This is a genomic window from Streptomyces pathocidini (genome assembly GCF_001418495.1).
Classification (GTDB): domain Bacteria; phylum Actinomycetota; class Actinomycetes; order Streptomycetales; family Streptomycetaceae; genus Streptomyces; species Streptomyces pathocidini.
In genome coordinates, this window is the sequence record NZ_LIQY01000180.1 from 1 (window position 1) to 12379 (window position 12379).

The 12379-nt window shown below is 73.0% G+C and carries 14 protein-coding genes and 1 pseudogene; 9 read left to right on the forward strand and 6 right to left on the reverse strand.

Features of this window, described 5'->3' with window-relative positions:
* Positions 1-718 (forward strand): annotated as a pseudogene (locus AOK16_RS10685) (hypothetical protein); the annotation flags it as partial.
* Between the two features lie 18 nt (positions 719-736).
* Here the strand turns inward: AOK16_RS10685 and AOK16_RS10690 are convergent.
* Entirely contained in the window at positions 737-1174 is a 438-nt protein-coding gene (locus AOK16_RS10690; protein WP_055472024.1) for a VOC family protein, read from the reverse strand.
* A gap of 190 nt (positions 1175-1364) precedes the next feature.
* On the reverse strand, positions 1365-2255 hold the full coding sequence (ypfJ, locus tag AOK16_RS10695; RefSeq protein WP_055472013.1) for a KPN_02809 family neutral zinc metallopeptidase: 891 nt from the start codon (positions 2253-2255) through the stop codon (positions 1365-1367).
* A 279-nt stretch (positions 2256-2534) separates the two neighbouring features.
* Between ypfJ and abc-f the strand changes: the two genes are divergently transcribed.
* From abc-f to AOK16_RS10710, 3 genes are all read left to right on the forward strand, one after another.
* Positions 2535-4133: a ribosomal protection-like ABC-F family protein gene (abc-f, locus tag AOK16_RS10700; RefSeq protein WP_055472014.1), complete on the forward strand. Its 1599-nt coding sequence runs from the start codon at positions 2535-2537 to the stop codon at positions 4131-4133.
* A 332-nt stretch (positions 4134-4465) separates the two neighbouring features.
* Entirely contained in the window at positions 4466-4687 is a 222-nt protein-coding gene (locus AOK16_RS10705; RefSeq protein WP_055472015.1) for a helix-turn-helix domain-containing protein, read from the forward strand.
* 201 nt (positions 4688-4888) lie between these two features.
* A complete protein-coding gene (locus tag AOK16_RS10710; protein ID WP_055472016.1) occupies positions 4889-5674 on the forward strand; it encodes an enoyl-CoA hydratase/isomerase family protein in 786 nt (261 codons plus the stop codon).
* A 73-nt stretch (positions 5675-5747) separates the two neighbouring features.
* Here AOK16_RS10710 and AOK16_RS10715 read toward each other — a convergent pair whose 3' ends face one another.
* The gene (locus tag AOK16_RS10715) at positions 5748-6491 is read right to left on the reverse strand and encodes a hypothetical protein (RefSeq protein ID WP_055472017.1); all 744 of its coding nucleotides are present in this window, start codon (positions 6489-6491) and stop codon (positions 5748-5750) included.
* Positions 6492-6710: 219 nt separating this feature from the next.
* Here AOK16_RS10715 and AOK16_RS10720 point away from each other — a divergent pair, with 219 nt between their 5' ends.
* The 5 genes from AOK16_RS10720 (at position 6711) to amaP (ending at position 9207) form a co-directional block, all read left to right on the forward strand.
* Entirely contained in the window at positions 6711-7184 is a 474-nt protein-coding gene (locus tag AOK16_RS10720) for an Asp23/Gls24 family envelope stress response protein (protein WP_055472018.1), read from the forward strand.
* A gap of 79 nt (positions 7185-7263) precedes the next feature.
* Positions 7264-7467: a hypothetical protein gene (locus AOK16_RS10725; protein ID WP_055472019.1), complete on the forward strand. Its 204-nt coding sequence runs from the start codon at positions 7264-7266 to the stop codon at positions 7465-7467.
* Between the two features lie 6 nt (positions 7468-7473).
* Positions 7474-7905: an Asp23/Gls24 family envelope stress response protein gene (locus tag AOK16_RS10730; protein ID WP_240483512.1), complete on the forward strand. Its 432-nt coding sequence runs from the start codon at positions 7474-7476 to the stop codon at positions 7903-7905.
* Entirely contained in the window at positions 7902-8600 is a 699-nt protein-coding gene (locus AOK16_RS10735; RefSeq protein ID WP_055472020.1) for a DUF6286 domain-containing protein, read from the forward strand. The genes AOK16_RS10730 and AOK16_RS10735 overlap by 4 nt, the downstream gene beginning before the upstream one ends.
* Before the next feature lie 7 nt (positions 8601-8607).
* Positions 8608-9207: an alkaline shock response membrane anchor protein AmaP gene (gene amaP, locus AOK16_RS10740; protein WP_055472021.1), complete on the forward strand. Its 600-nt coding sequence runs from the start codon at positions 8608-8610 to the stop codon at positions 9205-9207.
* 110 nt (positions 9208-9317) lie between these two features.
* Here the strand turns inward: amaP and AOK16_RS10745 are convergent, their stop codons facing one another.
* From AOK16_RS10745 to AOK16_RS10755, 3 genes are all read right to left on the reverse strand, one after another.
* The gene (locus tag AOK16_RS10745; RefSeq protein ID WP_055472022.1) at positions 9318-10073 is read right to left on the reverse strand and encodes an SDR family oxidoreductase; all 756 of its coding nucleotides are present in this window, start codon (positions 10071-10073) and stop codon (positions 9318-9320) included.
* A 4-nt stretch (positions 10074-10077) separates the two neighbouring features.
* Complete coding sequence (locus AOK16_RS10750) at positions 10078-11862, reverse strand: glycoside hydrolase family 15 protein (RefSeq protein ID WP_055472023.1); 1785 nt, start codon at positions 11860-11862, stop codon at positions 10078-10080.
* Positions 11863-11980: 118 nt separating this feature from the next.
* On the reverse strand, positions 11981-12379 hold a 399-nt coding region (locus AOK16_RS10755; protein ID WP_276202491.1), incomplete at its 5' end, for an SURF1 family cytochrome oxidase biogenesis protein.

A 12379-nucleotide genomic window follows, 5' to 3' on the forward strand; every position in this document is an offset into this window, starting at 1 on the left:
CCTCGGTGGCGGAGAGGCCATAGATGGCGGGGGAGAGGCCATAGAGAGAGCCGCGGACGGCGAGGACCGGCACGCCACTCTGTCCCCGCTCGGGAACTGGGCGGTGTGGGTCAAGCTGGAGCAGATCTGCGTCGCGGCCCAGAGCCCCGCGGGCAACATCGAGCGCTCCGCCGAGGACATGCTGCGCGGCTGCGCCCGCCTCACCCCCGGCCCGGCCCGGGACGAGTACCGTGCCTGGCTCGCCGCCCGCCCCGTCGGCAGCGCCGTCACCGAGCTCCTCGACGCCGCCCGCGGCGACGACGCCCTGCTGCGCGGCCTGGCCTTCGAGGCGCTGCGCGTCGTCGGCGCCCCGGCCGAGACCGCCGTGCGGTCCGTCGTGGCGGACTCCTGCCTGCGCCCGTACGCCCTGCTGTGGCTGGCCGAGCACGAGGGCGGCGACCCCGACGAGACCCTCGCGGTGCTCACCCGCGAGGAGGCCACCTGGCTGTGGGTCGACACCGCGGCGGCTGTCGCCGACCACGGTGAGGCCCCGCTCCTCGTACGCCATCTCGACACGGCCGTCCAGGGCACGGTCCCCGCGCTGCTCCACGAGGTACGGGCCGTGGGCCACCCGCGTACCGTCCAGGTCCTCGTTGCCCTGGCCGCGGCGCACCCCGACCCGGCCCTGGCCAAGGCGGTCCGGAGGGCGGCCTTCCAGGTCCACACAGGAGAGGCCTAGGCAGGACAGGCCGGGCGCCTACGCTGTGGCGCTCCCCGCGGGGGCATACGTGCCGAAGCTCCACACGTTCCCCTCCGCATCCCGCGCCGTGTAGTCCCGCGAGCCGTAGTCCTGGTTCGTCGGCGGCATCAGGATCTCCACTCCGTGGGCGGCCGCCTTGCGGTGGTGGGCGTCCACGTCGTCCACGACGACGTAGATCCCGGTCGGCCCGGCGTTCCTCATGGCCTGGTCGAAGAACCCCTCGCGCCCCTTGGAGCCGATCATCACCGTGCCGTTGCCGTAGGAGAGTTCGGCGTGCGCGATGACATCGCCCTCCGCGGTGTAGACGGCGTCGGCCGTGAACCCGAACGCCTCCGTCAGCAACCTGATGGCCGCCTGGGCGTCCCTGTACAGCAGGGTCGGGTAGACGGTCGGCCGCGCCGTGCCGCCTCCGGCGTCCGTGTCCCTGTCCACCATGACGTTCTCCAATCCGGGGTCTTCTCCGGGGGGCTCGCCCGGCTTCGACGGAAGCCCGACCTCAGCGAAAGCTCGGCCTCAACAGAAGGAGGCCTCAACAGAAGGCCTCAACGAAAGCTCGGCCTCATCGGAAAGCCTCATCGGAAGGAGTCAGCGGAACGCCTCGGTAGAACGCGATCGGCAGAACGCCTCAGCGGAACGTGTCGCAGCGCTCCATGTCACCCGTCGAGAAACCGGTGTTGAACCACTGCTGCCGCTGTGCCGACGAGCCGTGGGTCCAGGTCTCCGGTGTGACGCGTCCCTGGAACCGCTCCTGGATACGGTCGTCGCCCACCGCCGCGGCCGCGTCGAGCCCGTCCCGGATGTCGTCCTCGGTGATGTTGCTGATCAGCGGCTGACCGGTCGACTGCTGGGGCGTGGTCGTCGCGTGCCGTGCCCACACTCCCGCGAAGCAGTCCGCCTGCAGCTCCGTGCGCACCGAGTTGCTGCCCGCGCCCTGCTGCCCGTCCTGGGACCGGCCCAGGGTGCCGACCAGGTCCTGTACGTGGTGCCCGTACTCGTGCGCCACCACGTAGGCCTCCGCGAACGGGCCGCCGGTGGAGCCGAACTTGGTGCGCAGGTCGTCGAAGAAGCCGAGGTCGAGGTAGACCTTCTTGTCGCCGGGGCAGTAGAACGGGCCGACGGCGGAAGTCGCCGTTCCGCAGGCGGTGTTGACCTGCCCCTGGAAGAAGACGGTCGGCACCGGCGTGTACTCCCCGCCGCGCTTGCGGAACTCCTGCTGCCAGTAGGACTGGACGCTGTTGATCACGCCGACGATCCGGCAGTCCTCGCGGCTGTTGGCGTCCTGCCCGGTCTTGCACTGCTGCCCCAGCTCGGCCGCCGTCGTGGGCCCCGGTGCGGCGCCTGTGCCCTGGTCGGTCAGCCCCAGCTGATCGGGGCCGACACCGAAGAGCAACCCGAGGATGAGCGCGACGATCCCGACGAGGCCGCCGCCCATGGTGGCCCGGCCCCCTGGGAGGCGGCTGCCCCGCACGTCCTGGACCTGCGAGGTGTCGAGCCCCGCGTCGTCGTCGAACTGCATGTCCTCGAGTATGGGTTAAATGTCACACTTCGTCCTCTCGGTGACGCTCCACCGAGGCCCCATCCAGCCCCCCACCAGGGGCTCAGGCGGGTCGCCAGAGGCCTCCCGCGCGGCGCCGGAGGCCCCCCGCGCCCCCCGCGCGCGGAGAGGAGCTCGCCGGGAAACGAAGTTGCACACCCCCGCTAGACTTCGCCCTATGGCAATTCTCCTTGCGCAATAGACGGCGTCCGCCGCCTCACCCCCGCCCGACGCCCTCTTCCGCTGCCCTGGAGTCTTTCCGTGATCACCGCCACCGGCCTTGAGCTGCGCGCCGGCGCCCGCATCCTCATCGAGTCCGCCTCGTTCCGCATCGCCAAGGGCGACCGCGTCGGCCTCGTCGGCCGCAACGGCGCGGGCAAGACCACGCTCACCAAGTGCCTGGCCGGTGAGGGCATCCCGGCCGCCGGCGCCATCACCCGCACCGGCGAGGTCGGCTACCTCCCGCAGGACCCCCGCACCGGTGACCTCGACGTCCTCGCCCGCGACCGCATCCTCTCCGCCCGCGGCCTCGACACCGTGCTGCGCAGGATGCGCGAGAACGAGCAGCGGATGTCCACCGGCCAGGGCCAGACCCGCGAGCGCGCGATGAAGAAGTACGAGCGTCTGGAGACCGAGTTCCTGACCAAGGGCGGGTACGCGGCCGAGGCCGAGGCCGCGACCATCGCCGCCAGCCTCAACCTGCCCGACCGGGTTCTCGGCCAGCCGCTGCACACTCTCTCCGGCGGCCAGCGCCGCCGCGTCGAGCTGGCCCGGATCCTCTTCTCGGACGCCGACACCCTGCTGCTGGACGAGCCGACGAACCACCTCGACGCCGACTCGATCGTCTGGCTGCGGGACTTCCTCAAGACCTACCGCGGCGGCTTCGTGGTGATCTCCCACGACATCAACCTGGTCGAGACGGTCGTCAACAAGGTCTTCTACCTGGACGCCAACCGCTCCCAGATCGACATCTACAACATGGGCTGGAAGCAGTACCAGCTCCAGCGCGAGGCCGACGAGAAGCGCCGCAAGCGCGAGCGTGCCAACGCCGAGAAGAAGGCCGCGGCCCTCAACTCCCAGGCGGACAAGATGCGGGCCAAGGCCACCAAGACCGTGGCCGCCCAGAACATGGCCCGCCGCGCCGAGAAGCTGCTCTCGGGCCTCGAGGAGGTCCGCCGGTCCGACAAGGTCGCCAAGCTGCGCTTCCCCGAGCCGGCGCCCTGCGGCAGGACCCCGCTCACCGCCGAGGGCCTGTCCAAGTCCTACGGCTCGCTCGAGATCTTCACCGATGTCGACCTGGCCATCGACAAGGGCTCCCGCGTCGTCATCCTGGGCCTCAACGGTGCCGGAAAGACGACCCTGCTGCGGCTCCTCGCCGGGGTCGAGCAGCCCGACACCGGCGCGGTGAGTCCCGGCCACGGCCTCAAGCTGGGCTACTACGCCCAGGAGCACGAGACCCTGGACCCGGACCGCACGGTGCTGGAGAACATGCGGTCGGCCGCCCCCGACATGGACCTGGTCGAGATCCGCAAGACGCTCGGCTCGTTCCTCTTCTCCGGCGACGACGTCGACAAGCCGGCCGCGGTGCTCTCCGGTGGCGAGAAGACCCGGCTGGCGCTCGCGACCCTCGTGGTCTCCTCCGCGAACGTGCTCCTCCTCGACGAGCCCACCAACAACCTCGACCCCGCGAGCCGCGAGGAGATCCTCGGCGCGCTGCGCACGTACGCCGGGGCCGTCGTCCTGGTGACGCACGACGAGGGCGCGGTGGACGCGCTCCAGCCGGAGCGGATCATCCTGCTGCCCGACGGGGTCGAGGACCTGTGGGGCCAGGACTATGCGGATCTCGTGGCCCTCGCCTGATCCACTTCTTCTGGATCATTCGGCCGATGCGTGATCCGTCATCTGAGTGAGTTCGCCTCGTACACCGGCGCGCCGCCGTCAAGAACCCGGCTGTCCATGGTCACCCCATGCATTCGCCGGGTCCCGTCGCCGTCCGCGGCGCTGACCTGGCTCTTCGCTGCCGTAAGCGCACAGTGACGGTCGACGGGCCGTACGGAATCGGCCATTCTAAAAGCGCTGGTCGCGATCTGGCCGGAAAAGGATGTCGCACGGACCTTGTCGAATGGGTGGCCAGGAAGCCCCCGAGGGGTGATCATGAGAGTCCAGAGCGCACTTCCCATGAGGAGGCACGGGTGGCCGAGACTCTGAAGAAGGGCAGCCGGGTGACCGGCTCCGCGCGCGAAAAGCTCGCGGCTGACCTGAAGAAGAAGTACGACTCCGGTGCGAGCATCCGGGCGCTGGCCGAGGAAACCGGCCGCTCGTATGGGTTCGTTCACCGGATGCTGAGCGAGTCCGGGGTGACCCTCCGTGGTCGCGGCGGAGCCACGCGGGGCAAGAAGGCCCCCGCGTCCTGACCGTCCAGGCGAGGCACCCCCGGCAGGATTGGGCAGTGCCACCCGGTCGATCGAGCGGTCGCCCGGGTGGTTACTGTGCAGTCAACCTTGCCACTCGACCCTGCGGATGACGTAGACGTCGTACGCCATGGCTTACGACCCTGCCTACGCCCCTTCGCGCGGCCGTCGGCGGTCCGACTGCGGCCTATCCGGAGGCGCCCCATGACCCTGCTCGACCAGGACGGCGTACGGCTCACCGTCGATGACGAGGCGGTCGTCGCCACCGTCACGCTCACCAACCCCGCGAAGCGCAATGCCCAATCGCCCGCCCTGTGGCGGGCGTTGACCGAGGCGGGGCGGCTGCTGCCCGGCAGCGTACGGGTCGCCGTGCTGCGCGGTGAGGGCAAGTCCTTCTCGGCCGGGCTCGACCGGCAGGCGTTCACGCCCGAGGGCTTCGACGGCGAGCCGTCCTTCCTCGATCTCGCGCGCGGCTCCGACGCCGAACTGGACGTGGCCATCGCCGAGTACCAGCAGGCCTTCACCTGGTGGCGGCGGACCGACCTCGTCTCCATCGCCGCGGTCCAGGGCCATGCGATCGGCGCCGGCTTCCAGCTGGCGCTCGCCTGCGACCTGCGCGTGTGCGCGGACGACGTCCAGTTCGCCATGCGCGAGACCAGCCTCGGCCTGGTCCCCGACCTCACCGGAACCCACCCGCTGACCGCCCTCGTCGGCTATGCCCGGGCTCTGGAGATCTGTGCCACCGGGCGCTTCGTCCACGCGGCGGAGGCCGAGCGCCTCGGGCTGGCCAACCTGGCCGTCCCGGCCGCCGAACTCGACGCCACCGTACGGGATTTGACCGCCGCCCTCCTCGCGGCCCCCCGGGACGCCCTCATCGAGACCAAGGCCCTGCTGCGCGAGGCCCACACCCGTACGTACGAGGAGCAGCTCGCGGCGGAACGGGCGGCGCAGGCGCGGCGGTTGCGGGATCTGGCGGGGATCGCCGACTAGCCGGCGGAGGGGAGCACCGGCTGGTCGGCATCCGCCGCCGGGATGCGGCTCGCGGCTGACGGCTGATGGCGGCTTACGGCGTCTCCACGGCCGTCACCACGACGGCGACCGTCACCGGCTCCGGGGTGTCGGCCGCCATCGCGGCGGCCACGGCGGCGCGTACGGCCCGGGCCACCTCCACCGCCCGGTGGCTCGTCGCGACCGCCAACTGCACCTCGACGTGGACCCGTTCGACCCCCTGGACCCGGACCGCGCGGGCCAGTCCGCCCAGCATCGGCGCGAACCGCGTCACCCCCGGCACCGCGAGCACCGCGGCGGCCACCGGGGCGTACTCCTCGGAGCCGCGCTCCCGCCGGGGCTCCGGCTGCGGGGTCTCCAAGGGCTGACCGGCCTCCGTGCCCTCCGGAGGCGGTGCAGGCTCGCCCTCCAGCAGCGCGACGATCCGGACGTCGGCCCCCGCCGCGTCCAGCCCGAGTCCGCGCTCCGCCGCCCCCAGCAGCGCCTCCCGCAGCCGCCGGGCCGTCTCCGGCAGCGGCGACAGCGCCCGCGCCGCGCACTCCGCCTCGATCCGGACCGGCCCCGGCGGCAGGGCGCTCACCGGCGGCGGGACGGTCGGCGCGGGCGCCGAGCCGGGATCGGCCAGGGCCAGCCGCAGCCGGTCCAGCCGTACGCCCTCGACCCCGGCCGCCGCGGCCCGCAGCGCGCCGCTCGCCGCGCGCTCGGTGATCCAGGCGCCGTCGTCCGGGCCGCCGAGCGGCAGCAGCCTGCCCAGCCCGAGTTGCCGGCGCACCGTTCCGGCCCATCCGTCAGCGGCCATCGGTGTCATCCCGTCCCCGATCCGCGATCCGCGATCCACGCTCCGCACCATCCGTCCAGCCTGCCGTCCCACCGCTGCCGCATCCCCGAAGCGGCACCGCCCATTCACACTTAATGTGGGAAATGGAGTGAAACGCCGCCTCTCGTATCGACGCTCGCAGAACTCCCGCAGGACCCGCGGAACCCCCGCAGAACTCCTCGGAGGAAGGGACGACCGGCCATGTCCGACACCGCACCGTGGAACCGGCCCGAATCATCTGAGTCCACGGGCGAGCCGCCCAGGAGGCTCCAGAAACGCGGCGGCGGAGACCCGGCCTCGCGCGGGCGCACCACCGTCGCCGACGGGGTCGTCGCGAAGATCGCCGCGCTCGCGGCCCGCGACGTGGTCGGCGTGCACGCGATGGGCAGTGGCCTCGCCCGCACCTTCGGCGCCGTCCGGGACCGGGTGCCCGTCGGCAAGTCGGTGACCCGGGGCGTCACCGCCGAGGTCGGCGAGGTTCAGACGGCTCTCGACCTGGAGATCGTCGTCGACTACGGCGTCTCCATCATGGATGTGGCGCGGGATGTACGGGAGAACGTGATCGCCTCGGTCGAGCGGATGACCGGCCTCGAGGTCGTCGAGGTCAATATCGCGGTGAGTGATGTGAAGCTGCCGGACGAGGAGGACGAGGAAGAGGAACCGCGTCTCCAGTGATCCCTTCGGAGAGGTTCCGGCAGCTCCATCCCGTAGCCGGCGGAAGCCCGTAGCCTTCAGGAAGCCAGAGGAGCGCAAGATGAACACGGCCGTGATCTGCATGATCGCCGGTATGGCGCTGGGCTTCGCCGGGTATTTCGGCGGGTTCGGCGCCTTCGTGGTGGTGGCGGTGCTGGGCGCCATCGGGTTCGTCGTCGGGCGGATGGTCGAGGGCGAGTGGGAGGCCGGGGACTTCTTCCGGCCCCGCGGCGAGGCCCGTGAGCGCGACGAACGGCGGCGGTGAGCGCCGGTGTCGGTCCAGGCTTCGGGCGAGGCCGTCCCGGCGCCACCGGGTGCCGTGCCCGCCGGTCTGCGCGGCGCGCTCCGGATCGCCGACCGCGTGGTGGCCAAGCTCGCCTCGCAGGCCGCCCGGGAGGCGCTGCGCGACGGCCCCGAGGCCGACCGCGTACCGGAGAACCGCCGGCAGCCGCGCGCGAACGTGACCGTGCGGAAGTCGCCACGTCACGGGGGGACGCTCCCGCCGCTGGGTGAGGCGCGCGTACGGATCTCCGTCGAGCTCGGCTATCCCTCGGACGTCGGCGCCCAGTGCGGCGCCGTGCGTCGGCAAGTCGCGGAGCGGGTACGCGAGTTGGCGGGCATGGACGTGCCCCAGGTCTCCGTGACCGTCGAGCGGCTGCACTCCGCGCAGACCCGCCGGGCGGACGAGGTGAGGGTCAGATGAGCGAGCACGCGCCGGATCCGAAGGAGCCGGCGGGCCGTACGGGCCGGCTGCCGACCGCCGCGCGGGCGCCGCGCGGCGGCTCCGACGGGATGGAGCAGTCGCTGTCCGCCGCCGCGTACGAGGGCGGGGGAGCGAAGGAGAAGGCGCGCCGGTTCTGGGCGAGGCGGCGGGTGCCCGCCGCGATCCTCGCGGCCCTCGCAACGGCCGGCGTCGGCCTGGTCCTCTACGACGTCGCCGCCGTGCGGGCCGGGCGGAAGGCGATGACCTGGCGGCGCCGGATCGCCGGCGAACTGGCGGGGCGGCCGCTGGACGACCCCTGGATGATCGGCGGCGCCGCGGCCGCGCTGCTCATCGGGCTCTGGCTGCTGGCCCTCGCCCTCACCCCGGGGCTGCGGGCTCTGCTGGCGATGCGGCGCCCCGCCGGGCTCACGGGCGGAGCCGACGTACGCGGCGGACTCCACCGCTCCGCCGCCGCGCTCGTGCTGCGCGACCGGGCCATGGAAGTGGCGGGCGTGCAGTCGGTACGTGTCGACGTCGGCCGCCGCAAGGTCAAGGCCCGCGCCCTGGCGCACTTCCGCGGACTGGACGAGGTACGCGGCGACCTGGACGCGGCCCTGACGGCAGGGCTGCGGGAGTTGGGCGTCGCCCGGCCGCTCGCGCTGACCGTGCACGTACGACGCCCTCCGAAGAGGTGACGGGCCCATGCTCAGGACGGTGAACCGGGTGCTGCTCGGGCTGGCCGGGCTCGGGCTCCTCGCCCTGGGCGGCGCGGTGCTGGTGCCCGCGCTCGACCTGCCGCGGCGGTGGGGCTTCGCCCTGCCCGGCTGGTGGCCCTTCACGGGGCCGGACGACGTGGTGCTCAGCGAGGCCGGGCGTACGCGGTGGCGGGACGAGGGCTGGTGGTGGCCGGTCGTCTTCGCCGTCCTGGGCGTGCTGCTGGCGCTGATGCTGTGGTGGCTGCTCGCGCAGCTGCGGCGCAGGCGCCTGGGGGAGGTGCTGGTGGACAGCGGGGACGGCGAGGGGGCGGTGCTGCGCGGGCGCGCGCTGGAGGGCGTACTGGCGGCGCAGGCGCGGTCTATGGACGGGGTCGCGGGTGCGGACGTGCTGCTGTCCGGGCGCCGCCGGACGCAGCCGAGGGCCCGCGTGGGGCTCGTACTGGAGCCGCACGCGGGGCCCGCGGAGACGCTGGCGCGCTTCACGGACGAGGGGCTGGCGCACGCGCGCCGCTCGGCCGGGTTGGACCGGCTGCCGGCCGAGGTGCGGATTCGCGAGGTGCGGCACGGGGCGGAGCGGGTCACCTGACGGAGGGCGGGGTTATCGGCCGGGTGCGCGTGCGCGGTCAGCGCGAGCGGCCGAGCAACGCTAACGGCTAACGCCCAACGGTCGGTGGCCCGGTTGCGCCCCTGCCCGCCTCAGAAGCTCCGGCGGGCGCCGCCGTCCACCGGGATCATCACGCCCGTCACGTAGGACGCCGCCGGGGAGAGGAGGAAGGCGGCTGCCTTGCCGAACTCTTCCGGGGTGCCGTAGCGGCGGAGCGGGATCGCGGCGGAGTTGCGGGCGCGGGAGGCTTCCGGGTCGCCGGAGAGGGAGTCCAGTTCGCGGAGGCGGTCCGTGTCGATGCGGCCGGGCATGAGGCCGAGGACGCGGATGCCGCGCGGGCCGAGCTCGACCGACAGGGACTTGGCGAAGCCCGCGAGCCCCGGCCGCAGTCCGTTGGAGATGGTCAGGCCCGGGATCGGTTCGTGGACGGAGCCGGAGAGCACGAAGGTGATCACGCCGCCCTCGGACAGCTCGGCCGCGGCCGTACGGGCCAGGCGCACCGCGCCGAGGAAGACCGACTCGAAGGCCGCCTGCCACTGCTCGTCGGTGTTGTCGGCGGCCGATCCAGGCGGCGGCCCGCCGACGCTGATCAGCACGCCGTCGAAGGCGCCGAATCGGGCGCGGGCGGTGGCGATGAGGCGCTCGGCCGCGGCGGGGTCCGCGTTGTCGGCGCGGACGCCGACCGCGTTCTCTCCGAGTTCGGCCGCCGCGGCCAGCGCGGCCGCCTCCTCGCGCCCGCTGACCACCACCTTCGCGCCCTCGGCGACGAGCCGGCGCGCGGTGGCGAAGCCGAGGCCGCGGGTGGCCCCGGTGACGACGTAGACCCGGTCCTTCAGTTCAAGATCCATGCCCTCATGGTGGCGCATCGCCGTGCGACAGGGCGAAGGCGGTGTTCACCAGCCCCACGTGGCTGAAGGCCTGGGGGAAGTTGCCGAGCTGGCGGCGCGTGGCCGGGTCCCACTCCTCGGACAGCAGCCCGACGTCGTTGCGCACCGCCAGCAGCTCCTCGAACAGGCCGCGGGCCTCCTTGCCGCGCCCGGTCGCGTACAGCGCGTCCGCGAGCCAGAACGAGCAGGCGAGGAAGGCCCCTTCGCGCCCCGGCAGCCCGTCCACGTTGCTGTCGTCGAAGGTGTAGCGGCGCACGAAGCCGCCGTGGTCCAGCTCGCGGCGGACCGCGTCGACCGTGCCGACCACCCGCGGATCGGTGGGCGGGAGGAAGCCGACCCGGGGGATCAGCAGCGTGGCCGCGTCCAGCTCCCGCGATCCGTAGAACTGGGTGAAGGTGTTGCGGTCCGCGTCGTAGCCGTGGCGGCAGACCTCGCGGTGCACGGTCTCCCGCATGGCCCGCCACGGCCCCGGGTCGCCGCCCAGCCGCGGGCACTCCTCCAGGGTCCGTACCGCGCGGTCGGCAGCCACCCACGCCATGACCTTCGAGTGCACGAAGTGACGGCGCTCGCCGCGCACCTCCCACAGCCCCTCGTCCGGCTCGCGCCACTGCGACTCCAGGAACTCCATCATCGTCCGCTGGATGTTCCACGCGTGCTCCTCCTGCGCCATCCCGTGCTCGCGGGAGATCCACAACGAGTCCAGCACCTCGCCGTAGACGTCGAGTTGGAGCTGGTCCACGGCGGCGTTGCCGATCCGGACCGGGGACGAGGCCTCGTAGCCCGGCAACCACGGCACCTCGTACTCCGTCAACCGCCGCTCGCCCGCGAGCCCGTACATGATCTGCAGGTCGGCCGGGTCCCCGGCCACCGCGCGCAGCAGCCAGTCCCGCCAGGCCACGGCCTCCTCCAGATAGCCGCCGGCGACCAGGACGCCCAGGGTGAGCGAGGCGTCGCGCAGCCAGGAGAAGCGGTAGTCCCAGTTCCGGACGCCGCCGATCTCCTCGGGCAGCGAGGTGCTCGCGGCCGCGACGATGCCGCCGCTCGGCGCGTACGTCAGGCCCTTGAGCGTGATCAGCGAGCGCAGCACGGCGTCCCGCCAGGGGCCCTGGTAGCGGCACTTGGCCGACCAGGCCTCCCAGTCCGCCACGCTCTGCGCCAGCGCCGCGTACGGGTCGATCCGGCGCGGCCGCTTCTGGTGCGAGGGGTGCCAGGTCAGCACGAACGCGACGCGCTCGCCTTGGGAGACGGTGAAGTCGGAGTACGTGCAGAAGTCCTTGCCGTACGTCGGCACCTCCGGCTCACTGCGCAGCCACACCGCGTCCGGCCCCGCGATGGCGATGCGGTGTCCGTCGGAGCGGCGCATCCAGGGGACGACGCTGCCGTAGTCGAACCGCAGCCGGATCTCGCTGCGCACCGGCACCGAGCCCGAGACGCCTTCGACGATCCGTACGAGGTCGGGCATCCGGTCCCGCTGCGGCATGAAGTCGGTGACCTTGACGGTGCCGGACTCGGTGTCCCAGAAGGTGTCGAGGACGAGGGTGCCCTCGCGGTACGCGCGGCGGCTGCGGGTGTCGCCGGCGGCGGGGGCCAGGCGCCAGTGGCCGTTGTCCTCGTCGCCGAGCAGTGCGGCGAAGCAGGCGGCCGAGTCGAAGCGGGGCAGGCACAGCCAGTCGATCGAGCCGTCCCTGCCCACGAGCGCGGCGGTCTGGAGATCGCCGATGAGCGCGTAGTCCTCGATGTGTCCCGGCACGGTGTTCGCCTCGCCCTTCCACGCTTCCGTGGGGCCCCTGCCCGTAGCGTGCCGTGCGCATGCGGAGGACGCGACCGGGGTGGGCGGGTCGGCCGCCCGCCGTCACCGGGACCGGGGGTCAGGCCGCCGGGACCGGGGTGGCGGGCTCCGGCGCCTTCCCCCGCGCGGCCAGACGGTCGTTGCGCTCGCGGCGGACCAGCACCACCCAGCCCACCGGGACGCCCGCCGCGAACAGCCACCACTGGATCGCGTACGCCATGTGCGGGCCGATGCTGTCGTGGTCGGGCTCCGGCACCAGTTCGGGCTGCCCCTTGGCGCGGGGGGCCGGGGCGGTCCCGGTCAGCTCGATGTAGCCGCCGAGGACAGGGCCGTCGAGCGCGGCGGCCCGCTGCCGGCTGTTGATCAGCATGACCTGGCGCGGCGGCAGGCCCCGCTTGTCCTTGATGCCGCTCTCGGCGGTCGTCTCGTCGGGCATCAGCCGCCCGGTGACCTCGACATGTCCTGCGGGGGCGGGCGG